Source organism: Leptolyngbya sp. AN10, assembly GCF_050565645.1.
GTDB lineage: Bacteria > Cyanobacteriota > Cyanobacteriia > Leptolyngbyales > Leptolyngbyaceae > Leptolyngbya.
Genome location: NZ_JBNXVP010000001.1, coordinates 352,387 through 374,672, shown reverse-complemented (window position 1 = coordinate 374,672; position 22,286 = coordinate 352,387). Strand labels below are relative to the sequence as shown.

General features: G+C 44.9%; 24 protein-coding genes and 1 pseudogene. 7 read left to right on the top strand and 18 right to left on the bottom strand.

The genetic code is table 11. The features are described from left to right. Positions 1-6: 6 nt before the first annotated feature. The 8 genes from ACQ4M5_RS01870 to ACQ4M5_RS01835 all read right to left on the bottom strand — a co-directional run bounded on the left by ACQ4M5_RS01870 (position 7) and on the right by ACQ4M5_RS01835 (position 6,070). Complete coding sequence (locus tag ACQ4M5_RS01870) at positions 7-597, bottom strand: hypothetical protein (RefSeq protein WP_430673908.1); 591 nt, start codon at positions 595-597, stop codon at positions 7-9. Positions 598-810: 213 nt separating this feature from the next. Next, positions 811-1,176, bottom strand: coding sequence for a hypothetical protein (locus ACQ4M5_RS01865; RefSeq protein ID WP_430673907.1), 366 nt, complete (start codon positions 1,174-1,176; stop codon positions 811-813). Continuing rightward, complete coding sequence (locus ACQ4M5_RS01860) at positions 1,173-1,616, bottom strand: hypothetical protein (protein ID WP_430673906.1); 444 nt, start codon at positions 1,614-1,616, stop codon at positions 1,173-1,175. Before ACQ4M5_RS01860 ends, ACQ4M5_RS01865 begins: the two co-directional genes overlap by 4 nt. A 55-nt stretch (positions 1,617-1,671) precedes the next feature. After that, positions 1,672-2,349 carry a hypothetical protein gene (locus ACQ4M5_RS01855; protein ID WP_430673905.1) on the bottom strand — a complete coding sequence of 226 codons (678 nt, stop codon included), beginning with the start codon at positions 2,347-2,349 and terminating at the stop codon, positions 1,672-1,674. Between the two features lie 66 nt (positions 2,350-2,415). After that, a complete protein-coding gene (locus tag ACQ4M5_RS01850) occupies positions 2,416-2,730 on the bottom strand; it encodes a hypothetical protein (RefSeq protein ID WP_430673904.1) in 315 nt (104 codons plus the stop codon). A 50-nt stretch (positions 2,731-2,780) separates the two neighbouring features. Then, positions 2,781-3,896, bottom strand: a complete 1,116-nt coding sequence (locus ACQ4M5_RS01845) for a VWA domain-containing protein (RefSeq protein ID WP_430673903.1) — start codon at positions 3,894-3,896, stop codon at positions 2,781-2,783. 361 nt (positions 3,897-4,257) lie between these two features. Then, entirely contained in the window at positions 4,258-5,589 is a 1,332-nt protein-coding gene (locus tag ACQ4M5_RS01840) for a hypothetical protein (RefSeq protein WP_430673902.1), read from the bottom strand. A gap of 28 nt (positions 5,590-5,617) precedes the next feature. After that, positions 5,618-6,070 carry a hypothetical protein gene (locus ACQ4M5_RS01835; RefSeq protein ID WP_430673901.1) on the bottom strand — a complete coding sequence of 151 codons (453 nt, stop codon included), beginning with the start codon at positions 6,068-6,070 and terminating at the stop codon, positions 5,618-5,620. A gap of 315 nt (positions 6,071-6,385) precedes the next feature. On the opposite strand from ACQ4M5_RS01835, the gene ACQ4M5_RS01830 reads away from it, so the two are divergent. Next, positions 6,386-6,808: a hypothetical protein gene (locus ACQ4M5_RS01830; protein WP_430673900.1), complete on the top strand. Its 423-nt coding sequence runs from the start codon at positions 6,386-6,388 to the stop codon at positions 6,806-6,808. On the opposite strand, the gene ACQ4M5_RS01825 is transcribed toward ACQ4M5_RS01830, so the two are convergent. After that, the gene (locus tag ACQ4M5_RS01825; protein ID WP_430673899.1) at positions 6,782-7,006 is read right to left on the bottom strand and encodes a hypothetical protein; all 225 of its coding nucleotides are present in this window, start codon (positions 7,004-7,006) and stop codon (positions 6,782-6,784) included. The two genes, ACQ4M5_RS01830 and ACQ4M5_RS01825, sit on opposite strands and share 27 nt — an antisense overlap. Positions 7,007-7,326: 320 nt before the next feature. Beyond that, the gene (locus tag ACQ4M5_RS01820; RefSeq protein ID WP_430673898.1) at positions 7,327-7,512 is read right to left on the bottom strand and encodes a hypothetical protein; all 186 of its coding nucleotides are present in this window, start codon (positions 7,510-7,512) and stop codon (positions 7,327-7,329) included. 182 nt (positions 7,513-7,694) lie between these two features. On the opposite strand from ACQ4M5_RS01820, the gene ACQ4M5_RS01815 reads away from it, so the two are divergent. Then, on the top strand, positions 7,695-8,123 hold the full coding sequence (locus ACQ4M5_RS01815) for a hypothetical protein (protein ID WP_430673897.1): 429 nt from the start codon (positions 7,695-7,697) through the stop codon (positions 8,121-8,123). 121 nt (positions 8,124-8,244) lie between these two features. On the opposite strand, the gene ACQ4M5_RS01810 is transcribed toward ACQ4M5_RS01815, so the two are convergent. The 6 genes and pseudogenes from ACQ4M5_RS01810 to ACQ4M5_RS01785 form a co-directional block, all read right to left on the bottom strand. Continuing rightward, entirely contained in the window at positions 8,245-8,520 is a 276-nt protein-coding gene (locus tag ACQ4M5_RS01810) for a hypothetical protein (RefSeq protein WP_430673896.1), read from the bottom strand. Positions 8,521-9,467: 947 nt separating this feature from the next. Next, positions 9,468-9,836 carry a hypothetical protein gene (locus ACQ4M5_RS01805; protein ID WP_430674083.1) on the bottom strand — a complete coding sequence of 123 codons (369 nt, stop codon included), beginning with the start codon at positions 9,834-9,836 and terminating at the stop codon, positions 9,468-9,470. Between the two features lie 39 nt (positions 9,837-9,875). Beyond that, positions 9,876-10,028, bottom strand: a pseudogene (locus ACQ4M5_RS01800) (transposase); the annotation flags it as partial. 169 nt (positions 10,029-10,197) lie between these two features. Next, positions 10,198-10,629, bottom strand: a complete 432-nt coding sequence (locus ACQ4M5_RS01795) for a hypothetical protein (RefSeq protein ID WP_430673895.1) — start codon at positions 10,627-10,629, stop codon at positions 10,198-10,200. Between the two features lie 63 nt (positions 10,630-10,692). Continuing rightward, complete coding sequence (locus tag ACQ4M5_RS01790) at positions 10,693-10,944, bottom strand: hypothetical protein (RefSeq protein ID WP_430673894.1); 252 nt, start codon at positions 10,942-10,944, stop codon at positions 10,693-10,695. A 108-nt stretch (positions 10,945-11,052) separates the two neighbouring features. Then, positions 11,053-12,849, bottom strand: coding sequence for a DNA polymerase (locus ACQ4M5_RS01785; protein ID WP_430673893.1), 1,797 nt, complete (start codon positions 12,847-12,849; stop codon positions 11,053-11,055). Positions 12,850-13,521: 672 nt separating this feature from the next. On the opposite strand from ACQ4M5_RS01785, the gene ACQ4M5_RS01780 reads away from it, so the two are divergent. From ACQ4M5_RS01780 to ACQ4M5_RS01770, 3 genes are all read left to right on the top strand, one after another. Further along, positions 13,522-14,361 carry a hypothetical protein gene (locus ACQ4M5_RS01780; RefSeq protein WP_430673892.1) on the top strand — a complete coding sequence of 280 codons (840 nt, stop codon included), beginning with the start codon at positions 13,522-13,524 and terminating at the stop codon, positions 14,359-14,361. Positions 14,362-14,487: 126 nt separating this feature from the next. Beyond that, on the top strand, positions 14,488-15,342 hold the full coding sequence (locus ACQ4M5_RS01775; protein WP_430673891.1) for a hypothetical protein: 855 nt from the start codon (positions 14,488-14,490) through the stop codon (positions 15,340-15,342). A 62-nt stretch (positions 15,343-15,404) separates the two neighbouring features. Next, the gene (locus ACQ4M5_RS01770; protein ID WP_430673890.1) at positions 15,405-15,782 is read left to right on the top strand and encodes a helix-turn-helix domain-containing protein; all 378 of its coding nucleotides are present in this window, start codon (positions 15,405-15,407) and stop codon (positions 15,780-15,782) included. Positions 15,783-16,120: 338 nt separating this feature from the next. Here the strand turns inward: ACQ4M5_RS01770 and ACQ4M5_RS01765 are convergent, their stop codons facing one another. Together ACQ4M5_RS01765 and ACQ4M5_RS01760 are read right to left on the bottom strand one after the other, a co-directional pair. After that, complete coding sequence (locus tag ACQ4M5_RS01765) at positions 16,121-18,037, bottom strand: N-6 DNA methylase (protein WP_430673889.1); 1,917 nt, start codon at positions 18,035-18,037, stop codon at positions 16,121-16,123. A gap of 158 nt (positions 18,038-18,195) precedes the next feature. After that, positions 18,196-19,017 carry a hypothetical protein gene (locus ACQ4M5_RS01760; protein ID WP_430673888.1) on the bottom strand — a complete coding sequence of 274 codons (822 nt, stop codon included), beginning with the start codon at positions 19,015-19,017 and terminating at the stop codon, positions 18,196-18,198. Positions 19,018-19,382: 365 nt separating this feature from the next. On the opposite strand from ACQ4M5_RS01760, the gene ACQ4M5_RS01755 reads away from it, so the two are divergent. Together ACQ4M5_RS01755 and ACQ4M5_RS01750 are read left to right on the top strand one after the other, a co-directional pair. Further along, positions 19,383-19,751 carry a hypothetical protein gene (locus tag ACQ4M5_RS01755; protein ID WP_430673887.1) on the top strand — a complete coding sequence of 123 codons (369 nt, stop codon included), beginning with the start codon at positions 19,383-19,385 and terminating at the stop codon, positions 19,749-19,751. Between the two features lie 109 nt (positions 19,752-19,860). Continuing rightward, positions 19,861-22,278, top strand: coding sequence for a M23 family metallopeptidase (locus ACQ4M5_RS01750; protein WP_430673886.1), 2,418 nt, complete (start codon positions 19,861-19,863; stop codon positions 22,276-22,278). Positions 22,279-22,286 lie beyond the last annotated feature (8 nt).

Sequence of the window (22,286 nt, the reverse complement as noted above, 5' to 3'; positions counted from 1 at the left end):
GTTGCTTTAAATGGGTGCGCTGGGATTTGAAGACTGGATTTGTTGTTCAAAGAACTGGTAAGCGTTTTTCCAGTCTCTGAAGTATGTGCATTTGGACGGACTGCTATCACTTTTTGAGTCAACTTCAAACACAATCCACGGTCGTTCAGGTGATTCTACGGGTATGTGATTGAGAATTAAATATCGGGTTTCTCTGATTGCGTGGCAGTCATATCCGAACCATTGTGTTTTTCCGAGATCAAAGGAGATTGAAGTTCTGACTAGAATAATTGGAACGAGAATTGTTTTACCGCTGTACATTAAGGTATTGCGATAGCCTATCAGTTCTGGCACCGTTTGATAGCTTCCTTTATAGTCCGAAGGAAGTTCTTTCCAAGTAAGCTGAGGAATTCGAAACGGACGAAACTGAATGCGTTCAAGTGCGATCGTGCTTTGTAAACTCCAGGTACCATCGTCCCAGTGAACTTTGCATCCTGGCAATTGCTGCTCGATTAATTGAGAGAGCGTTCCTTGTGTTGCTGGACAAACCTGTGTTTCTTTGAGATGGCAGCGATCTCCTACTCTAAATGGATGAGGGTGTTGGTTGAAATTAATCACGAGTAGATGATTGAATCAGGACTGATGTGAGCGTTATTCGTGTACCGCAAATCACCGAGTTTGAGAGAGTTTACTGTGCTTTCATCGGTTCAAGAATATTTTTTAGCCCTTTGCTGCACTTGCACATCACAAGGACGCTTGAAGCAGTCGCTTCAAGCATATGCAGCCAGATTCGCTTTTTCTTCACTAGCTTAAATCTAAAGCGATTTGAGTTCAGCGGTCACTCATGCTCAGACAATCTAGATTCTGCCAATCAACCTCTTTAACCTGGCTAGTAGAGATAGATGAGAGGTTTGCAGCTCCGCAAATAATGTGAGTAATGTAAGTTTCTACAACCGCTCGTTTCGCTTGATTGCTAGCAACTTCCGAAATCTTTTGCTGAAGGACAGGCGAATGGGCTAAAACTTCTGCCACCATCTGAAATGAATTGCCGCACAAAAGCAGGTGCGTGGCGATTGCTGCATCTTGCGATTGGTCGGATCGAGAGTGAATCTGCTTCCAAAGAGCATAGACATTTCCTGCCGATTTGTATTCCCCCCAGCTAATTGAGGTGTTTTGCGGTTCCTGAGCGTGATTCATTGAAGACTCCTAACTTTCGCAACCGATTTGAACCTGTGCAAGAATTCTAAACACTCTTCAGGTGAAACTTCAAGCTCATCTGCTTCATAATCTTTGGGTTTCCACTGTAGAAAAGCAGAGACCCATTGATCGAAAACCGACAAGGGAATATGACCCGGATGAGGATTAGGTAGACAACTTTGTAAGTAAGGATAAAACCGGTTGCGAATCAGCCCCCATGGATCTTTGTATGGAGTGCCAATCTGAGTTCCGTCTTTTAAGCTGATGTCAACATTCGTAATGCTATCAACGAGAAATCCGTTTTCTTCGAGATAGATTGCAATTGGATGATCGTGTCTGAACCAGTTACCTGCTGGCTTATTGTCCTTGATACAGCAATGAAGATATTTTTGAAATTGCTCAAGTGACAGAGTTGTTTTTAGAACGGCTAGATTTGTCATGTCAGTTGATGTGGGATGTGGTTTTAAGGATGTTCACCCCAGTCTTGCGAGCGTTTTACTCTAAATTGACCAAGGCTTCTGATAGTGACTCAATTTGGCTGTAGAAGTCAGGGGTTCGGTTTTTTTTCTGGGCATCAGATGTAACCGCAGCTTCACAGGTTGCACTCAGTAGACTCATCGATTTAGGAAGCAGTAGGTGGTTTTGTTTCATCTGATGTAGAATCCGATGGAACTCAACAAGCGTTTGTGTTTGAAGTAAATAGGCTTCTTGATGAAACAGATAAACCCCGATTGCCTTTGCTGTTTCAATTTCGGTGCGAGCAAGTTGTTTTGCCCACTGATAGGCATGCTGTTCGGAAATCATCGGCAACCAGATCAAACTGGGGTAGGGGGTTCCACTCAAAACTGAGTTGAGAATATCAAGGGTTCGATCAAAGGATTGGTTCAGCGGAACCTTTTGTAGAAACTCGCGAGGAGAACCAGATATACTTGCCCATTTCAGCTCCGTTTTGATCTTCTTTAGAGCGTGAAGCAAATGAACGATCGCACTTTCAATGACAGAGTGGGAAAAAGAACATTTGGTTGTTCTAGCTTGAATTTGTTCTTCAATCTGGGTCAGGGTTTTAATGAGTGGCTCACCCTGATCTGATTGGTTGATTCGGGACTGAGCGTCTTTTAGAAAGTGCTTGAACGCCTCAATCTGAGTCGATAAATTGGCATTAGAAAGCGACATTACTAAATTAACAACGTAGTTGGACAAACCAAGCTAAACGGCTGCTTGTTGCAATAGACATCAGATTTACAGGTCGTAAACTTCTGCCGACGTGTATTCACTCTGCTTCATCTGCTGCATTCTTTTTAGTTCAGCCTTCATCACTAACTCTTGAAACTGATCGGTGAGTGTACAACACAGCTCGTTTACTCCAAATTCATTCATGGCGCTCTCGATCGCGCTTAGGATGTCCCTTAGCGATGCAATCTGTTCTTCTGCTGTTGCAGGGTAATGCTGAAATGAGCCAGGACAATCGATTTCATCGACAGAAGTGTGAGCTGTTCCATGAACGTTAACATCGGTAAGAATTGTCGATCGACAACGATCGCAGATAAAACGCATAGCAGTTTAGAAGATTATGGGCTGGAACGCTTGTTGATTCCAGTCTGATATTACAGCGATCGTTTTAGTTCGTCGATTAGTTTTTCTGGGGTCCCAGAAAAGATGGGTGTGCCTAAAGCCTTGAGTTTTTGTTTGAACCAAGAATTTACTTGGGGATAGCGTGCTGTTGTGACAGCGCCGATCGGTAAAAATTTGGTTTTGGACTCAATGATCGCTGTAATCAATCCCAAGAGCCGATCTTTGCTGCCTCCTTCTTCAAAGTCGCTGATGAGCGCAATCAAGGTGTTCGCTGGGTCTTCTACGCTTTGATAAGCGACTGAAAGTGCTTGGTGAATGTCTGTTCCCCCACCTAAACGCGTTTGAAGCAGCGCTTCAAAGGGATCTCGGATGTAGCTTGTTAAATCCACAACTCTTGTGTCAAACGCAATCAACCGCGTCCTATAAGTGGGAATTCCAGCGAAAATACTTGCCATGACGACCGCATTGACCATTGCTTCGATCATAGATCCGCTTTGATCAACCACAAGAATAAGCGCTTTCGGCGGACTCTTTTTGACAGTATGTCGAAAGAACAATCTTGCGACATATAGCTTTTGGGATTCGCTATCCCAGTTTGTTAAATTTTTCCATACCGTTTTCCAAACGTCTAGATTACGAAAGACTTTTTGTGGAGGAATACGTGGATCGATCTTCGGACTGGATGACTGCTTGAAATGCAGTTTCAAAGCTTCAGTGAGTTGGTCAACGAATTTTTTGATCAGGGCTTTCGCGTTTTGTAACAGCTCTGGGTCAAGCCTGTTGTGGAGGTGCAGCAACTTCTCGATCATCGCCATTGAGGGTTCAATGTGGTTTGCAAGCTGATCGTCTTTAAGTAATTCCAGGACATCCATCCGTTGAATCAAGTCTTCCTCGATGCGTTTTAGCGCTTCACGAATCTGGGCTTGTATCTGGTCAAAGTCGGGTCGAACTTTGGGTGAAGGCTCAAGTGAACCTCCAATGCCACTCACTTCAGATTCATCTTCTGGGATAGAGGCAGGTTCGATTGCGTCTTCTACCTCTAATTTACTGCTGGGTAAAGCGTTTTCTAGCTGTTGACAATCTTGCTGCCATTGCTGAAACGCTTGAGCTGTAACCGATGATCCACTAGATTCACTGGAGAGGTTCATCAGTAGTTTTGATAAGATGAGCGCTCTACGGGTGCAGGTAATATCAGAAGTATCGTTGATTTCAAATACGGTTTCGAATTCAGACTGCAGGTGTGGATACTTCTGAAGCAGTTTAAAGGTTGAGGTTTTCGGGGTTGTTATTTCTTTTGGTAACTCCACAGCTTTGGCAATTTCCTGGCAAACTGATGTTGTTGCAGATGTTTGAGATTGTGAAATGACTGAAAGCAGATTCCAATAAATGGCTTGTTTTCGTTGCGTTGCATTGGATTGAGTTGTTGACATGGCTTGAGCAAGAAATTTGAGTAATTGTAGATTGAATTGTGCGGTAACGATGGCTGTGTTCACTGCTGTTGCTTTCGGTTCACGCTTTTCTAAGCAACTTGCTTGCTCGTTCTTTTAGAGTACTCAATGTCGGATGAGTGTATAGGCGCTGACCGGCGAGCTGTCCGGTGTAGACTAATCCCTGTGATGTCTCAAGTGTCATCGGGTGTAGCATCCATTCTCCTGCATCAAACAGAAGAATTCCGAACAGTTTTTCAGAGTCTAAAAGTTGCTCGATTGTTACTTCCGAAACAGCATTGAGTCGCTCTGTGGCGAGCCGAACTTGTTGTCCTTCTTTTTCAACAACGTAGCGGTCTCCATCCGGCAGAATTTTGTAATCTTCTAGATAAGTCGGTTCTGCAATTGCAACTGGATGTCGATCGAGTTCGGGTAGGTTGAATGAAATAGAGGGTAAACCCTCAATCCCGAAAGTTTTTTGCGCGATTTGTAGTGGGTCAAACGTTCCAACAGCAGAAGCTTTTGATTCATCCCATAAGAGTACGCCGCTGGTGAGTATTGGCATTTCTTGAATTTGTAAAACTTGCCGTTCGCTGATTGCTTGGATGAGTTGCGCTTGATCTTTATGGAGTGCCCAAACTTCGCTGTCTGGTAAAAGTTCTGGGCGATACCGAGTTTGAGAAATCCGGACTTGTCTGAGGTTAGATCCTTTTAAGATTCCATACGCGGAATATCCGAACATCTGAGAGTGAATATGAACGGAGACTCCGAGAATATAAAGCGTTCCAGATTCGCAAACTGGCGGTTCGAGAGGTTTGGGCATCGGGCAAACTAATGCTTTGCTCCATAAATCTGCCCAGCGCTGTGTAGCTGAGTAAGCATTAACAAACGGGCTATTCATTTCCTGAAGCAAACCGCTTAGCATTGTGCCATGGTTATAAAGCTTTGGGTCCTGCATGATTTTTTCGAGCACGGGTCGAAAACTTTGAATCATGTCGCTTGTGACCCTTGCAAACCCAACCCAAGCAATCTCTTCGAGAAAGCTTTGAACGCTATTGCTAAGTGGGTGTGACGGCTGAGGCGCAGGTTTGATTCGGGAGAGATCCGTAGAACGACCGAGTGTTTGCCGAAGACTATTTAATAGAACGTCGTGTAGCGTTCCGAGCAAAGCAGATCGAATGATTGCGATCGCTTTGATGCCCATCGGGTTTTTCGAAGAAATCTGGTTGCAGAGTTCTGCTGCCAATGGAGCCAGTGGCGTAAAAGCTAGAATCTGCTGGCAGTCGCTGAGAGTTTGTTGTCCTGCGGGGCTAATACTGCTTAGTCCTTCTAGTAAGCAATGATCGATTCTTTCAATTAGGGTAAAAGCGTCGTTGATTTCAGACGATACGGGTGGGAAGGGAGATTGGATCATAATTATAGTATTTTGATTGCGATGAGCTTCAAAACCAACTCATTTCGGCAACTGGGTCAATGGGAGGAGAAGCGTTTAGCGAAGAAAGCGCTGCAAGAAACTGGCTAAACGTGCTTCCACCTGCTTTGACTTCTGATGAAGCCAGATTAAGGATACTGCTACTACCTCGAATGGAATGAGGCGTTTTCAGCGCTTGTTCGATTTGCTCTAAGCTGTAAATTTGGCACGATTCTCGCACTAAGGTTTGGATATGTTTGCAGGGTCCACTGCGTAATCCACCACAGCGTCGATTATTATTAGTCGCACAGTAATAGGTGAAGTTGTTAGCGTTGATGCCGGAAATATAAACTCGATGTTCATCAGAGCCACTTGAGACCACGCCCGAAAGCCCTTCGTTGTTAAGAACCGTATAGGGAACAGATGCAAGATTGCGGCGATGGTTCGTCAGACTGATTTGCTGTGGAAGAAGTGATGATTCCATATTTGATTAATCGGGTTTGGGTTAGGCTGCCAGTCGGCAGCCTATTTGACAACAAGGATTCAGAGTTCTCAAACGAGCAACAGATACACAGCTCCGTAGTTAGAAAAATCCGCTTGTGCTTGAATGAACTGCCTGTTGGATCAAGACTTGTACTTCACTCTTATCAATACGTCGGACTGAACGCTGGAGATTGGAACTGGATTGACTCGGTTGCACTTATTCTTTGCTGATAGGGATTTTTTCGAAAGTGAGTAATTCGATGTGAAGTCAATAGCTAAATTGCTGTAACTCAACAACAACTCTGTTCAGTACGTTGTGGTGAAGTCTGAAAGTACCCTGCGCTCTGATCTGAAACAGTGTGGTATTGGGTGGGACCGGACGATCCAGAAGGCGATCGATCAATCCAGCGAAGCCGACATTCAACGTGAGATCGCGTGTTTACAAGAACAGCAAGCCCTGCGTTCGATCAAACCCCACGGGTTTCTGGTTGAGGCATTACGCGATCCGGCATGGCAACCGTGTGATCTGGCTCAACCACCTGGACTGGTAATTGCAGCACTGCAAGACCATGGTGTGCAGTGTGTAATTTTGCTAGATCAAAAACAAGTGCCATTTGCTGACCTTCTGGAGAAATATCCGCTGAATAAACTGGAGGAAATGAGGGAGATTGTAAGCTCATCCGGTTCTCTGTGGTTCCAGCAGCGATCTGTCCTAAGATTCAGTGTCTTTCAAAGCTAATTGTGTTTGTAAGGCATCGACCATGTCAATCGCCATATCAAGTGCACTCATAATATCCTCGACTTGGTATTTCTCGATGAGTGACTGATGAATATTTGGTGTTGTTTCATCGATCAATTGACGGGCTTCGTTCAGCAGGTGAGAACTTCGCTCGAAGTTCTCGGAGGCAGTAGAGACTTTGGAGTCAGGTTGGGGCATGATGAAATCCTTTTAGTTTCAGAATTGATTTTACGGTTTAAATCGGTAGAATTCTGCCGAGGTTTTCCGGGTCAATTTCTGTGTACCGAGCAATCTGTTCTAACTCTGCCCGTGTTTCTGGTTTTCGACAAAGGGCAAGCTTGTCTAAGGTGTTGACTGGACAATCAATCTGAAAACATAAATCTGCTTTGCTAATTTTGTTATTGTCCTGATATTGTTTCAGTACCGAGTCAACAAAAAAAAGCTCGATGACTGGCTCGTTGTGCTGCGTGCGTAAGTAACTTTGAATCAGACATTAAATTTTTCCTGCTAAAGGTCTATCAGTAATATAGTGGTAGCGGCAACTGCAGTGAGTCAAGAAAGGCAGCGCATTCGGATAGCCAAGGAAAGTAACCAAAATCTCCCACTTGAATAATCTGTTCACATCCGTTTGTTTGAGCTTTTTCGATCGCATAGTGAATGTGAGCAGGATCGGCGTGAGTGTCGCCTAGAATCAGGATTTTCATGTTTTAGAGGTTGGTCGGGACGATGCTGAGTTTGGTGTGCAAGCAGAGCGGTAGTTGTGTTGGATCGGAGATACCTTCTACTCATAGACTGAGGTGGGTTTGTCTCTATATCGTTAGACTTAAGTTAGCTCGGCAGGTCATCCTGCCAGTTCACTCTTGCAGTTTTTCACACAATCAGAGGTATGAAGCATTTTTTATTGGGATGGGGACAGGCTTCTGCTTTGTCAATGCTGTTTCTATTAGGAATACCGTCGTTTGCGGACGCTCAGCAGCAGCGCAAGGTTGGCAATATCAAGATCACTTTCCACGTTGAACCAGATGATCAGGCTTCAGTCAATCAACCGACTCAAGTTTGGGTTCAGATCGATCAGAACAATCGTTTGGTGAAGCTGTCTCAATGCTCGAAATGCCGTTTGGAGCTGTTGGCTCCCGATGGGCAGCTCCTGAATCGGTTTGACTCACCTAAACTGTTCCCGCTTAATATCCCAACTCATCCATCTGCGTTTGGCACCCGTATGACCTTTGGTGCACCTGGGGATTTTAGAGTTGCGTTTATCGGAACGATTCGGGGAAAAGCCGTTCGGCAGGTTTTTGAGGTTCCAGTTCGTTAAGCTTCGGTCAACGGATGTTGTAGTTTACGGTTGCGCGGGGTTTGTGGCGGTATGGTTTGATCTACCCTAAATCTCAGGCTGTTCTTAAGGTTTAGTGGTCTCTTCCATGTTAAATCGCCGCTCACTCCTCCTCTTCCTCGTCCTTTCCTGTGGTTGTCCCGCACTCGGGGCACTCTTCATCGTCGTTAAACTCTCCCTCGTACCCACACTCCGGGCACTCCTTGAGTTCTACCTCATCTAATCGGGCTTCAGAAACTAAACACACCCTACCTTTGTCATCTGCACCGTATTTTTCCTGAACAAACTTGATTGCATCTCTTTCTGTTGCAAAGGTGTCAATCTCAATCCAAGACTGTTCTGGGTCGGGACTGGGTAGATCAACGTGATAAGTTGGCATGGCGTACTCCCTATGGTTACTTAAATTTTCTCTCAACCTGAATACCCTTACTCTCAAGTGCAAGGCAAATCACTTCGCGCTTTTGCCTCAAAATGTTCGCAGTCCACGATGAAATTAGCGCCAGCAGAGGTGGAGATCTTCCACTCACCTGGCTCTGGTTCATCGATGGACACTGAAACTCGATTGGTTTGTAGTTCTTCCAACAGTTCTATCGCCCAGTCCCATTCTGAGATCCTACCTTCAAGATAGTCGCAGCAAACAGACGGCATTTTTGCTCGACCCCGTTGCGCCAGGGTGGATTCGATCGAGGTCTCTTCGAGAGCAGCAAGGTAGAGGTAGGCGCGAATGAGAGTAGGGGTTTAATTACGTTAGAAATCTTGGATCGGCTTAGTGATAGTTCGGTCATAACATCCTCTAGAAACTAGCAGCCATCATCGCAGATTGCCACTTGAACAGCTCGAACAGTGTAACCACTTTACAGATCGCATCTTCTGCTTTAGGGTGAAGTTGGTTATCCATTGTTTTCTCCTGTCAACGCTTCTAGTTCATAGCACTCGTAGCCGTTCAGGTCGTAACCACCCTCAAGGTCTCCCGCATTGGGAACGTAGGGGGAGCAAAGACTCTCCACTCGTACAATGTGAGATGACTTTCGCACCCAGAGGAGCGGTTCGTTCAACCAGGAAACGTAGTACTCGAAACCATCTTTTTCGTATTTATAGTCCCCCGTTTCGGGTTGGTAGACCAGATCACAATTTTCAAGATGGCATCTACCACCTTGTTAGAGATGTAATCAGACTCAAAGCCAGAGTTGACCGCATTCTCGATCGCCTTGCGTAGATCCTCCTCCCATGCTTTGTAGGTTAGGTTCTCTCTATTGAGCGTAGTCTCGTTGTATAGAGCGATAAAGCAAGCGAAGTTGGAGGTCTTGCATAAGATTTTCCGTATTTCTAGTATTGAGAATATCGAACCCAGACTTTTCCCGGACTAACAGTTGGGGGAGTGGCGGGCGTTTCGGGAACTGCTTCGGGAGATGCTTTTTTTGCTTGACGAGGAGCAGACAAACGCGATGATTTTTGAGTTCGATTCTTCTGCTGTCTTGCTGCTATTTGAGTTTCTGGAGCGACTTCTGCCATCTTTTTAAGTAATTCTAGCTGTTCGCCTTCTGCTGAAGTAAGTCGCTTCATGAGAAGTTCCGCACTACTCCGATTAATGTCAAGGCATTCAGCGAGATAGCGAATGCTAATTTGCTGTTGATGTTTCAAAACGAGGCGGCTTGCCTTGAACCATTTTTCCAGTTCAATTCGGGTTTTGTGCATTGGTGTTCCCACTGTGACACTGAATGAACGGTGGCATTTGGAACAATGATATCTTCGTTCATTTTGATTTACGTAAACTGTTGTCGATCTGCAATAGGGACAAGTTGGACTTGCATTCCAACGCAGCGTTTCAAGTAACTCAATAAAATCCTGTTTTGGTTCTTGTGAGCAGAAAGGATTGTTCTCTAGCATTTTTGTTTGTGGGGTTGATCAACTGTGATTTAGAACCATCTTCGTGCAACTTGCTTTTCATGCTTTAATCCCAGCGGGCTGCACGAATTAAGGAGCGGTTCAGTAATCACGCCTGTGAGTCTAAACGGTTCACGACGTTTTTTTTTGCAACTGTTTTGTGACTAGAGTCTCAACAGTCTCGCATAGAATCTGCTTTGAGCTGAGGTTTTTTCTGTTCTGCCAAAATATAGTCTTTTTTCAGTCCTGCAAGTGTGGGGCTAGCAATTACAAACCAAAAAATAAGGAACCCCATCAAACTTCCCCACAGTGTAAAAAATCGAGATGTGTTGAGGGTTGTTCTGTAGGTTTCTTCGACTAAGAGATCGACATCGCTTGGAGAAAGCCTCTGGTATTCTCTAAGTATTCCTGGTGTGGGAACCCCGACTGTTTCAAACGTGACGCGTGCTGTTCTGGCAGAATTTGCTGCCAACTTGGGTGGAATGATGGTCACGGGTCCCGCAAAAATTGCGATCGTAATCCCCAGCGTGATCCATCGGAAAACCTTCAGTGTGGTTTTGGGGTTGCTGCTTTGTTGAGCACTGGCATAAGGGTGCGGTTTCATTGATTTTCTGGTGGATAAGTTGCTGTATTGGTTCTGCTTGTGTCATACGGCAAGATTTGACAGCTACGACAAAAAGATTTGACGTAAAACAGGTGACTCTTGAATCTGCTCGATGGCAATAACAGCAATAACGAGTCCAGCGTCCGTGTGTGAGACTTCTTTCAAATAGCGATCGTGGAATAGATTGGCTGCAACGCTAGAGTTGTTATCACAGTTTTGAGGAACTGTAATTTGTCGAAATTCAAACTGGTTGAGTCGATCAAGAACAATTACATAAGTGTAGGATGGACTGATCGAGGTTGAGGGATTACGCATGGCTCAAAGTAGTTAAATTACCATTGTGACCGGTGAGAATCCTGTAGAAACAGGACCAAGATGTAGAGAAAAAGTTTTCGGGTGAATCGAAATAGAGGAGATTAAAGGTTATTTCCAGCTATTTCCGATTTGAATATCAATTACGACTGGAATTGGTTCAAGCCATTGTTTTGCTGCTTTTAGCATACAAGCGTGTAGAATTTTGCAAATTATATTCGCTTGATCTGCTGGACATTCTAAAACTAACTCATCGTGAATCATTAGGATAAATTCAGCAGTTAGATTCTGGTCAGCCTGCTGAGATAGGAACTGATGCGCTGCCTCCTTGTAGATATCAGCATTTAATCCCTGCACTGGGTAGTTGATAATTTCGGTAACTGGTGGTTTATCTTCCCACTCCCAGTATCGAAGTCGTCCAGCTAGTGTTTGACCGATATATCGCGTTTTTCGACGCAGAGGGTGACAAATTGTAGTTTGCCACTGCTTAATTGCCGGATGTTTTTCATAGAAGTCATTGATGAATTGTTCTGCGTCACGTTGGCTAATAAAGTAGTGTGCTTTATCTTCGAGGGTCTGTTTTAGTCTTTTTGAACTCATTCGGTAGATGATGCCAAAGTTGATAATCTTGCCAATGCGACGTTCTTCGGCACTGATTTGACTGCTGGATTTATGAAAAACTACTGCTGCTGTCAACGCATGAACATCTTGTCCCTTTTGAAAAGCGGAAATGAGCGGCTGATCCTGACAAATTCGAGCTAGAATTCTGAGTTCGATTTGCGAGTAATCGGCTTTGATGATTTTATAGCCGCTTCTAGCAACAAAACACTCACGCAGGCAGCGGTCTCGCGGAATAGTTTGGAGCGGTGGATTTTTACAGGTTAAGCGTCCTGTTTTTGTACCAATCTGTAGCCAATCTGCATGAATCCGACCGGTTTTTGGATGGATGTAAGTTGGGTAAGATTCGCCAAATGGGTTGAGTTTACTGAGTTGTTGGTGTTCAAGTACTGCTTGAACGACGGGATAGTCCTGAGCAAATGGAGCCAAAGATTTGCCGCTTGTTGTTGTAATTGGAATTCCCAAGTCTTGCAGAGCAGCAAGCAGCTGTGTGTGTGAGTTTGGGTTAACTGTGTCTGTGAACTCTGGCAGTAGCGACATCTGATTGATGTTGCTTCGTCGGAGTTGTTTTACTAATTTCCAAGCCTGGGTTCGAGTTTCGTCGAACTGCTGTGCTGCTTTAAGCCAAGATTTTAGGTCAAACTGAATACCGGATAATTCTAAGCTAGCTGTGACAGCAATACAAGGAAACTCGATGTTGTGAGCAATGTTCCACTGCCGACTATTATTCTGATTTAACCGTTCCTCTAGATGGGGTTCTAGCTTTAGCGATGCATCTGCTTTATTGGCCGCATGCTGCATCTGGTTTTGACTCAGAAGACCGTGAAAATTGCCACTGGCTTGCTCTTGGCTAAACTGGAAACGCAGGAAAATGGCAACGATCGTCTGCAATGTAGTTTTTCGATTGCGCCCAGCGAGAATCAGGCGATAGGCGATTTCTGTGTCAAAGTAGGGTCCTTTAAAGCCGAGTTGAGCTGCAACGAGAAACTTTCTTTCAGTTTTAAGCGTATGCCCAATTTTGAGTGCATTTCCTTGTAGTAAAGATTTGAGCGGGTTCCACTCTGCTTGAGGAATCTGAAATAAATCAATTACTAGAACGGATTGATTAGGAACCGCAATCTGAATCAGCCGAATCCGATCGCGATGTGGATCGGGTCCTGTTGTTTCAATGTTAATGCCGAATTTATTGGTTGTTGCAGCAGTTTGTATTGCCGTTTTCAATTTTTCGCCAGTGTCGATGTAGTCATAAGGCGATGCGGGATAGGCGGATAATTCTTCAATTTTTATCATGAGACACAAGTCTGGGTCGAGGTCGCGAAATCACAAACAATAGAGAAGACTTAGCTTGAGCCTTCTCTATTGTCTGCGTTGGTTACTGACTCTGAGTTTTGAGCTTTTTGCGGAGGGTTTGCAGCTGCTTTCTTTTACGGCGAACATTTGCAGAGGCATTCGTTTGAGATTTCTCTTGCTTTCGCCCTGAAGCTTTCCAGTTGTTAAGAGCTGTCATAATTATCCTTCTTACAGCACTCTAGATGTTTCGGTAGAAACAAGTAGATCTAGGCTTTTACAAAAGATACAAGCCTGGATTTTGGAAAGATTGCTCTTGCAATGTTAGTAATTTCCGCTGGCACACTTTAGTTCGGTTGAGAATGTAGTGATATCAAGCGATACCTTTTGCGGTATTTCCACGTTTCAACACCAGTATCAGAACCTGTTCCTTTCATTGGATAGCTGATTATTAAATTTTCTAATTTCTTTAGAAAGCATTGCAGCTAAGACAGAAAGTCAGAGCCTAGAATATAACAAAAGATGAAAGTGGATTTTCTTGCATCGAGCGTCGTTGCAAGAAGATTGTGCCTTTCTATGGTTCAGAAGCGATCGTACCTTCAGCGGATCGCTTCTGTCTTTGATGATGCAATCGATAGTCAATCTCGATTGTCTCCTTATCTTCTCTTTGGTCTTATGTCTTCAACGCTAAATACTCAATTTTCGCTCTGCACTCGTGCAGTTCTCGATACGATTTCTGGACCAGATTATTCACCACATTTTGTCGAGCGCCGTAAATCGGGCTGGACTCCTTTCCTAGAAGAAGGTAGAGATTATATTATCGATGCTAGCAACTGCTATTGGTCGATCGACGGTGCTCATCGGCTGAGAAATGTTTTGCTCTACTTTCATCGTACAAAATGCAAAGCAAACGAAGATCTCACCTACCAATCACAAAAGATTCAACAAGGCTATAAGCTAACTGAATCGAGTTTGGAGTCGCCGGAAATCACTTCACATGAGCGCGATTATGTGCTGTGGCACTGGTTCATGGAACAGGTTCATCGCCCAGATGAACTAATTCTAAGAAGCTGGCGTATTCAGCCAGAGCAACCCGATTTGTGGGAAAGAGCCTACGTCAAAGCTTGTGCGATTTTGCTGCAAGCAGGCGAACAACCCGCTTGGATAGCATGCGGACTCCAAGCGAGTTTAGAACAAGCCCTGCTGACTCCGAAAGTGCAAAAATTACAAACAGATATTGAGCAACTGCGTCAAATCGAGCAGGGTCTTCACGATCAAATCTCTGTGTTGCAATCTCAACTTCTCCACGCTCAGCAACAGTTTGAACTCATACATCACCAACTTGCAGACTCAAACACTCGTCGAAAACGTTTAATTCAATCGTACTCCCAGTTTATTAATTTGACCTTGCCTTGGCTTCCTTTGGTGTTCTGGGGCAGTTGCGCGATTTCCATGCTTGTGTTGCTGCTCGGCTTTCAGGTCAGTCAGCAAATTCTGCTGAAAAGTTACCCGTGAGGTATTCATAAATTACGCAAATGTTCACCGATCGCGTGCGAATAGCACCCAATGTATTCGAGAGACGCGTTCTTTCAGATCTAAGTCAATTTATCCACACCTCTTATTTATTGGAAAAAACATTCAATGGCTAGAAGTAGAAAAAAGGTGAGACAATCGACCCCTTTGGGCTTTGGTCGTTCTCAAGGGGATAGGCAAGCAGACGTGATGCTTGAATTGCTGCTGAATGCCGCCGTCTGCCGTTTGATTTCCACGTATCCAAGAACAAATCCAGATGATTGGCTAGATCTGCTCGCATCGGAAGCTGTGTTGCTCGCGAGTCGCGAAGGTAAGGAGTTGCCGGATGGGTTTGTGGAGCGCCAGTATCTTGCCGATCAAGAACGACAGCAACGAGGACTGCCAGGTGTATTTTCTCTCGGTGCAATCGATGGGGATCGTCAGCAAAGGCAGTCTTTGTTGGAAGCAATTTCTGAGCTTATCGATGTATCTGATCCCGATTGCGAACACATTAAACCCGCTGCCGCTCTTGCGTATCAGCGTTTATTCACGTTATTCAAAGAGCAGAAATCGAGTGCTGAGCAAGCAGACGCAGATTCGAGTCGCGCTGACCAGTCTCAAACTTTACGCGATCTCGTCGAAGAATTAAATTCTCAATCTGACCCCACCGCAAGTCTGTACGATCTGATGCAACACTATTTTCCCCATCTCGCTTGGACTATAGAAATCCGGCGAGCGTCCGACTCATTTGCCATAACAGGCAAATCGCCATACCCGGATGGCATATTAAAGGAATTTTCAATTCTATTGGTAATCGGCTCGAATCGGGGGGCTGAAAATGTTTGGAAATATCAACTTGCTGTTGATTTTCACGGAAACAGACTTTATCAAATCGAAGAAGCATCTTTAGCTACACTTAAAGAACAACTGTTTGTACTCAGGCTGAAGCTTTGGCGCGAGATTACCTTATTTGTGGCTGCCTGAAAACTATTTCTAAAAAGCGAAACTGCAATCAACAACAATATCAGTCTGCAAGAGGCTTCATTATGGGAAAAGCTGGAAAAGCGCTCAACTTTGTTTTAAATCACTATGGAATCAGCCAAAATCGACTGGCAGTTACGATGGGAACGAATCGCTCAACTGTACATCAGTGGGTAAACGGTATCAGCGACCCGTTGGCGGAAGCAGTCGTTCAAGTTTTTAGTGCTCTTAAGAACTTAGATCAATCCGCAGCCGAGAAATTTATTGCACTGTATCTATATTCTGAGGAAGAATCGGATCAAGAAACTGTCTGTATTAGCTTACCGAATGATTTAGGGTCTTTCGTTCGCACGAAAAAAGACTACTCTACCTGGATACAAAATGCAATTCATTCTGCTGCACTTCTGGAAGGATGGGTATCGTCTGAAACTTTATCAGAATAATGCAGCAGATCCATTGATTTCTCAGTTAAACCACAGATTTCTGAAGAACTTCTAGCGGCTTGAAAATCTGAAGCGAATAAAATCAGGGCAAACTAATCTAGGATAATTATAACGATTAGACACTCGAGTTCATATTGTGCCCGGTTATGGCTTGCTGGGCGAGCGATAGTTTAGCTTCCAAGCAACGATCAAGTTACTCGCTTAGATCCAACTGGGGAATTCATTTATCAAGCAACGCGGCGATCGCCGCGTTGCTTTTACGATTGCTTCGGGATAGATCCGGAGATCGTTGAGTCTTTTGACAACCGTTCTGATGGGTCGTTTTCCATTCCACTAAATTACTTCAACATCTCTTGTAAAAGTTCTTGGATTTCCTTTTCGAGTTGCAGGATGTCTGATTTGATTTCCTCTAGCGGACGTGGGGGAATGTACTTGTAAAAGCACCGTTGGAAGTTAATTTCGTACCCGATACACGTTTTGCTTTTGTCAATCCAAGCATCTTTTACATGAGGTAACACTTCATCTTGAAAGTAACTGGTGATATCTTGCGTTAAGGGGACTATTTCTGTATCCCGCAGTTCGCTGTCAGGTTCGCACTCATCGTTAAGACAGTCTTGAACGTTTGCGAGAGGCTCTAAGAGTGAAAGTTGCTGTGTTTCTTTGGGTTGCTCGCTAAGTGTAGGTGTGACTTGAACAGCGTAAGCGAACGGGTTGCGATCGGTGAAAAATTTGCGAAACTGTTTTAGTTCATCCTTTTTCCAACGGTAGCTTGAGCTGTTCGCAATTTGAATCGAAACCTCGTTCCAATTAAGCCATTCTTGTTGTCCGAATCTTGCCTCAATTTGCTTGACTTCATTCTTTAGGTGTGGAAACAAGGCTAGAAAATTCGCTTTACGCTCTTCTGTCATTTGAAATGCTAGTCGCAGCGGGCGCTCAACAGTGATGCTGTGATAGCCAAACTCCTTATTGGAAAAGATTTTGCTTGTCTCGGTTTCGATAAGCTGAGTGTAGTCGTCCAGCGTTGCTTTAATATCTTCATCATTGAGATAACGCCGTTTTTCTCCGATGCTGCGTCGCAAAGGATGCCAGCGATGACGAGCATCGATTAGCTGAATTTTACCTTGTCGATGCAAGGCTTTACAGTTGGTTAAGATCCAAATGTAGGTGCCAATTCCGGTGTTTTGAAAGATTTGTTCTGGTAAGGCTACGATCGCTTCTAGATAGTCGCGTTCGATTATCCATCGGCGGATTTCACTTTCACCGCTTCCAGCCTTGCCGCTAAATAACGGAGAGCCACTGAAGACGATCGCGCATCGCGAGCCGGTGGACTTGAATTTTGCAATAACGTGCTGTAAGAAAAGCAGCGATCCGTCTGAGACTCGGGGAAGTCCTGACCCAAAGCGTCCGCTGAATCCGAGTGATTTGTGTTCTTGTAAAATAGCTGAGTGCTGTGATTTCCAATCCACTCCAAACGGTGGGTTGGACAGAAAATAGTCAAACTGCTCGCCGTTGAACTGATCGTCTGTGAGTGAGTCTCCAAATCGAATTTTTGATTCCTCTCCTCTTAATAGAGCTTCTGCCCACGCGATCGCGTGGGCGCGTGGATTAAAGTCTTGCCCATAGGTGATTAGCTGAATGTGGCGATAGTGTTGGTTTGTGTATTGTTTAGCAACCGACAGCATTCCTCCAGTTCCACAGGTTGGATCAAGTAGCGATTTGACTGGAATGGAGGTTTCTTGTTCTGCCGCAAACAGCAAATTTACCATCAAATGAACGATTTCACGTGGCGTAAAGAAGTCTCCGGTTTGTTCATTTGCGGATTGATTGAATTGGGTAATTAACGCTTCGAAGATTGCTCCCATTTGGTGGGTGTCAATCTCAGTTGGATCCAAGTTTAAGTTGTTGAACTTGCAAATTAATGGATGCAAAATTCCAGTTTGATGCAGATGGACAATTTTTGATTGGAATCCTAAGGTATTGATCAGATCCTGAATCTTTTTTGGGAAACCGCAGAGATACTCGATTATTTTTGTATCGATGCTTTCTCTGTGAGCGCTTAGTTTTTGGAAGCTCAACCCGCTCCGATTTTCCAAAGTAGGTTGGACTTCAGATTGTAGCGAGGTTTTGCCATTTAGCATACAGTCGATTCGGCGAAGAATGACCAAAGGTAGAAGAATGTCTTCGTACTCTGAGGGTCGATAGTGTCCTCTTAAGATTTCCCCGATCTGAGAAATTTGTGAATTGATCGTCGGCATAATTCGCGGCAGGTTTGTTGCCCACGGCGGCGGTCGCCGACTTCCTTTTGGAAAGAAGTACAGTCAAATTACGATGAGTGTGGGTGTGGCTAGAAGGGCGGAATGCTTTAAAGGTGCCAAGTTTGGTTTTCAAAAAGCTTGTGGAGTGCTCCGGTACTTCAGATCAATCGGAGTTGTTGACCTGTGTTGACCCGATCTAGAGCAACTTTTTTTGAATAGCTACGATTTAGTTTTTTTGCTGGACGGTTGAATGATTGGGCTTCTATTAGTGAGGGTTGTTCCACGTACAAATGAGGTAGAGGATCGTGGGTTGGTGGGATGTCGTATATCCAGCGATCAAGGTGCTTGTGTTTTCCACAGTTTGATGCCTGGTGGCGAAATCCGCTTGATCGATAAAGCGTTCCTGTATGAATATTCGGATCGCTGTAGGTTAAAACTTTTTGAATGCGATAAGGTTGTTCAAGGTTTCTCGGCGGATGATGGCGAAGCCAATCAACTTCGATTTTTCGCATCAGTTTACCCATTGCACAAGAGCCGATCGCAAGCGTGTGCTTCTGTCCTTTGGAGTCTTGAAGACTCTGGTTTTGCATCTGTGGAATCAGCCAAAATCGGAAAACCTGTAACACTTCCCAACAGCTACAGCGTTCTCCCTCGCCATATTCTCCTTTGAGTTTACGTGCAAATGGAGTTCCTACAATAATCACACCTACAACCATTTGGTCAAACATAATTTGATAAGCGAATGGACTAGCGTAGCCGGAAACTCCGGTTTTGAGATAGTGAAATCTTCGACAAACGTCGTTTGCCCAAGTTAACGATGTTCTTTGGATTTGTACTCGCTGTCGCATCGGTTGTGCCCAGCGTTGAATCAGCGCAGTATATTCTTCAGGTTTTCTCCACTCCAGTAAAGAAGTTGGAACTGAGTCAAATTGATTCAGTAAGCAGCGCTGATAATAATGCCACCATAATGATTGATTCAAATTGCTTTTTATCGAACGTGAAGTCGAGCTTGTTTTAATATTATCTTCTTGGTTGTAAGGGTGTAGAAATCTAGCTTTCTGAGTAAACATGGGTTTGTGGTTGTAATTTTGTAAGGGTGTATGGCTGTAGAATTCTTTTCAATTTATTGCAAATTTAGCTAATAGTTTTTTAAATTAAGAGTCCTGCCAAATAAGGGTTCTAGCTAGACTTATGAAAAATTTAATATTACATTTAGAATTAAAGTTGCTTTTTAAATGCTCATGTTTTATACGTAATATAAGATAAGGAAACAGCCAGTTAAAGAAAGCGTTTCGTGTTGAACTGGCTTCGAGTTTTTTCAGACAATACAATTTTTTGGAGTTTTATGGTTGACCCTCAAAACGAAAATTCGGGCGGTTATGGTCAAGATTCCTCCGAGGAAACCGGATACGGCGGAACGGGTTACGGTGGAGCAGGTTATGGTGGAACGGGAAATGCGACTAACATCCTAAATTCTCCTGGTTATGCGGCAGACCCGAACTATTTTGGCGAAAGTCAGGCTACTGCTCTAGGAGCGTTGCAGAACCCGTTAGTAACAGAACGCATTGAGAATCCATTGACTGAAAATGTGTTCGAGTTCAATCCTTTTGACACCGCTTATACCGAAACACTGTCGAATTCTAATCCTCAGGGCGCGGGCTATGGGCAGTCTGATTATGCTTCTGATGATGATCAACTCCAGATTGAACTGTAGGGTCATGATTCATCCAGATTGAAGTCTGGACTATCTTTTAGTTGTGGCAACAAATATGGTTCAGCGGGACCGACATACCCGGGTGCTGTGCTGGGTTTTTTCATGCTTAATGTTGGTTGTCCAATGGTTGTCTTTTGAGTCCGCAGCGCTTGCTCAGACAACTAGCAACCCAGGTGTTGGGACGAGTGAGTTACCAACTGTTTTGTCCTCAGTGCAGGGACCCAATGGATCTGCTGCGAATGTGTTGCTGCCGGACTGGGACAGCATTACTTTCAGTACACTGCCTGTTATTCAAGAGGGGGGGACAGTTAATCTAAGTCAGTATAAACAAGATGTTGGGTATGATCTGAGTCGAACTTGGCAAGCAGGAGCGACTCCAGATCAGTATCTTAAACTCGGAGACTTAGCAGAATCGCTTCGCCCTCAAGATTTTACGTTGGGAAACATCGCTCGGATTACAAATATAAATCTTGATCAAGTTGCTCTCAGCGGATTTTCTTTAATTGCAGTGCAAACGATCGCGGAGATCGCGGAGAAAGTTCCCTTCTTAAAAGATCTCCCGATTCGAGAAGTTGCTCCGATTGCAGCATTGATAGTTCACAAAATGGGTTCCGTTAATCAGGATCAAACGCTCGGTCAAGCGCTGGAAAAAACTCCTCAAATTGGGGAGTATCGCTTGGGAGACATTAATCTTGACCCTTACTCAGTGATGTCGATTCCGAACCTTGATGCAGTTCAAATGCACGAGTTTTCTCAGTGGGAAAATGCTTTTCTCTCAGAAATTCCAGGTTTAGGAACCGTCCCGATGACTCAATTTCCGGCTCCAATGATTACTCCGACTGGGGTAGTTGAACGGATTGATTCTGTCTATGGACCCGCTGAAACACAAAGAAATCGAACAATCTCAGGATCTCGTGAAGCTGGGTTTGCAGTTCCCTGTGAACGCAATTGCGGCTACATTGAACTCGATGATCTGGAAAACACAGGTGTTAATTCACGTTCAGCTTCCGAAGGTCACGAATGGATTTCTGGAAAATATCAGTTGGTTCCCGGTGGACATGGTGTTCTTGGCAATGTCAACAGTGGAATGGAGCCAACAGGTCGACATCCCTTTGGGGATGCGTTTAAGGTTGTTGTGTGGGAGCCAGATGAAACATCCGATACGGTAACAACCTCGATCTTTTTTCGCTATTGTCATCGGTTCTTGGGCTGCACGCCCTATTTTATCGGTCCGGTTCCATTCTTTACGTATAAGCGGGACTCGTTGATATTTGTTGGGGTTCTAGAGCCAGAATCAGCTTCGTCGACTGCTTCAGTACCGACGAATGCTGAACGTACTCCAAGAAATCCGGCTGGATCTACCCGCCAGGTTGACCCAATTCCTTGTACGACTGCAAGTAATACAACTCCCGCAACGCCACCTGGAACGCTACGCGGTGTCAACATTCGTGACTTGAATGAAGCGATCGCTTCGCGCGAAAGTTCTGGAGACTACGCTGCTACGGGCACTTATGGCTGTGATCGAGCTGGTTTGTGTGGACGACCGCTGGGACGGTATCAGTTCATGAACTATAACGAGTATGCGGCAAGTGTGATTGCTCAACGATCGGGTGGGCAAGATTTTCTAAATAAAGTTAGGGAGGGACATAATCCTTCAGAAGCGGAACTGATGCAGTTCTTTCCGCCAGCCGACCAAGAGCGGGCGCGGCAAGCCTGGTTTCAACATCTAGTAACGACTGCTTCTGAACAGATTGATCCTCAAACAAATCGTCCTTTTCAAGGAATGCGTTTGATTGAACGTGTGGCGCAGATGCACAATGGGGGGGAATACATCCCTATTGATGCAAGTCCAGTTCAGTCGTATGGGACTGATATTGTAAGACGATATCAGGCTTCTGGAGGAGGATCGACTCCGGTGTCCCAGACTTCAACTAATTTGCCCTCGGGCTGTGTTTCTGCACCTCGAACGGCTCCACGCCCTCCACAGCCCCCGCGTCGCCCAACTGGTAATGTTCAACGATCTACGCCGCCGCGTCGTCCAGCATCGAGCCGGCGGTCTACACCGCCCCGCCGTTTAGCCCAAAAACCGTCCCGAGGACGCGCAACCGGTCGGTATATTCGACCGGTCGATGCACCGATTACCAGCGGTTTTGGTTATCGAATGCATCCGATTCATAATGAGATGAGGCTGCATCGCGGCATTGATTTTGGGGCGGCTGAAAGAACGCCGATTCGGGCTGCAGATGGGGGTCGGGTTGTTGAGGTCGTCAATGACTGTCGGGTTGGAGATAATACGTGTGGTGGGGGATACGGTAACCATATTGTGGTTGATCACGGTGGCGGTCGCCAAACTCTTTATGGACACCTAGTGACTGAGAGTATTCCTTATCGAGTGGGTTCTCAAGTTAATCAGGGAGACATGATCGGACGGGTTGGATCAACCGGATGGTCAACGGGTCCGCACCTGCATTTCGAGACACTCCGAAACGGAGAAGCTGTTGATCCTGTTTCAAACTATGGTCTTTAGGAGGCAGT

What these genes read in the sequence shown, in the direction of transcription:
- ACQ4M5_RS01860 (WP_430673906.1), bottom strand. Translation starts at nt 1,616, where the DNA reads ATGACAAATCTAGCCGTTCTAAAAACAACTCTGTCACTTGAGCAATTT.
- ACQ4M5_RS01820 (WP_430673898.1), bottom strand. Translation starts at nt 7,512, where the DNA reads ATGAAAATCCTGATTCTAGGCGACACTCACGCCGATCCTGCTCACATT.
- ACQ4M5_RS01780 (WP_430673892.1), top strand. Translation starts at nt 13,522, where the DNA reads ATGTCTTCAACGCTAAATACTCAATTTTCGCTCTGCACTCGTGCAGTT.
- ACQ4M5_RS01850 (WP_430673904.1), bottom strand. Translation starts at nt 2,730, where the DNA reads ATGCGTTTTATCTGCGATCGTTGTCGATCGACAATTCTTACCGATGTT.
- ACQ4M5_RS01770 (WP_430673890.1), top strand. Translation starts at nt 15,405, where the DNA reads ATGGGAAAAGCTGGAAAAGCGCTCAACTTTGTTTTAAATCACTATGGA.
- ACQ4M5_RS01805 (WP_430674083.1), bottom strand. Translation starts at nt 9,836, where the DNA reads ATGCACAAAACCCGAATTGAACTGGAAAAATGGTTCAAGGCAAGCCGC.
- ACQ4M5_RS01855 (WP_430673905.1), bottom strand. Translation starts at nt 2,349, where the DNA reads ATGTCGCTTTCTAATGCCAATTTATCGACTCAGATTGAGGCGTTCAAG.
- ACQ4M5_RS01775 (WP_430673891.1), top strand. Translation starts at nt 14,488, where the DNA reads ATGGCTAGAAGTAGAAAAAAGGTGAGACAATCGACCCCTTTGGGCTTT.
- ACQ4M5_RS01835 (WP_430673901.1), bottom strand. Translation starts at nt 6,070, where the DNA reads ATGGAATCATCACTTCTTCCACAGCAAATCAGTCTGACGAACCATCGC.
- ACQ4M5_RS01865 (WP_430673907.1), bottom strand. Translation starts at nt 1,176, where the DNA reads ATGAATCACGCTCAGGAACCGCAAAACACCTCAATTAGCTGGGGGGAA.
- ACQ4M5_RS01755 (WP_430673887.1), top strand. Translation starts at nt 19,383, where the DNA reads ATGGTTGACCCTCAAAACGAAAATTCGGGCGGTTATGGTCAAGATTCC.
- ACQ4M5_RS01750 (WP_430673886.1), top strand. Translation starts at nt 19,861, where the DNA reads ATGTTGGTTGTCCAATGGTTGTCTTTTGAGTCCGCAGCGCTTGCTCAG.
- ACQ4M5_RS01810 (WP_430673896.1), bottom strand. Translation starts at nt 8,520, where the DNA reads ATGCCAACTTATCACGTTGATCTACCCAGTCCCGACCCAGAACAGTCT.
- ACQ4M5_RS01815 (WP_430673897.1), top strand. Translation starts at nt 7,695, where the DNA reads ATGAAGCATTTTTTATTGGGATGGGGACAGGCTTCTGCTTTGTCAATG.
- ACQ4M5_RS01785 (WP_430673893.1), bottom strand. Translation starts at nt 12,849, where the DNA reads ATGATAAAAATTGAAGAATTATCCGCCTATCCCGCATCGCCTTATGAC.
- ACQ4M5_RS01765 (WP_430673889.1), bottom strand. Translation starts at nt 18,037, where the DNA reads ATGCCGACGATCAATTCACAAATTTCTCAGATCGGGGAAATCTTAAGA.
- ACQ4M5_RS01795 (WP_430673895.1), bottom strand. Translation starts at nt 10,629, where the DNA reads ATGAAACCGCACCCTTATGCCAGTGCTCAACAAAGCAGCAACCCCAAA.
- ACQ4M5_RS01845 (WP_430673903.1), bottom strand. Translation starts at nt 3,896, where the DNA reads ATGAACCTCTCCAGTGAATCTAGTGGATCATCGGTTACAGCTCAAGCG.
- ACQ4M5_RS01825 (WP_430673899.1), bottom strand. Translation starts at nt 7,006, where the DNA reads ATGCCCCAACCTGACTCCAAAGTCTCTACTGCCTCCGAGAACTTCGAG.
- ACQ4M5_RS01790 (WP_430673894.1), bottom strand. Translation starts at nt 10,944, where the DNA reads ATGCGTAATCCCTCAACCTCGATCAGTCCATCCTACACTTATGTAATT.
- ACQ4M5_RS01840 (WP_430673902.1), bottom strand. Translation starts at nt 5,589, where the DNA reads ATGATCCAATCTCCCTTCCCACCCGTATCGTCTGAAATCAACGACGCT.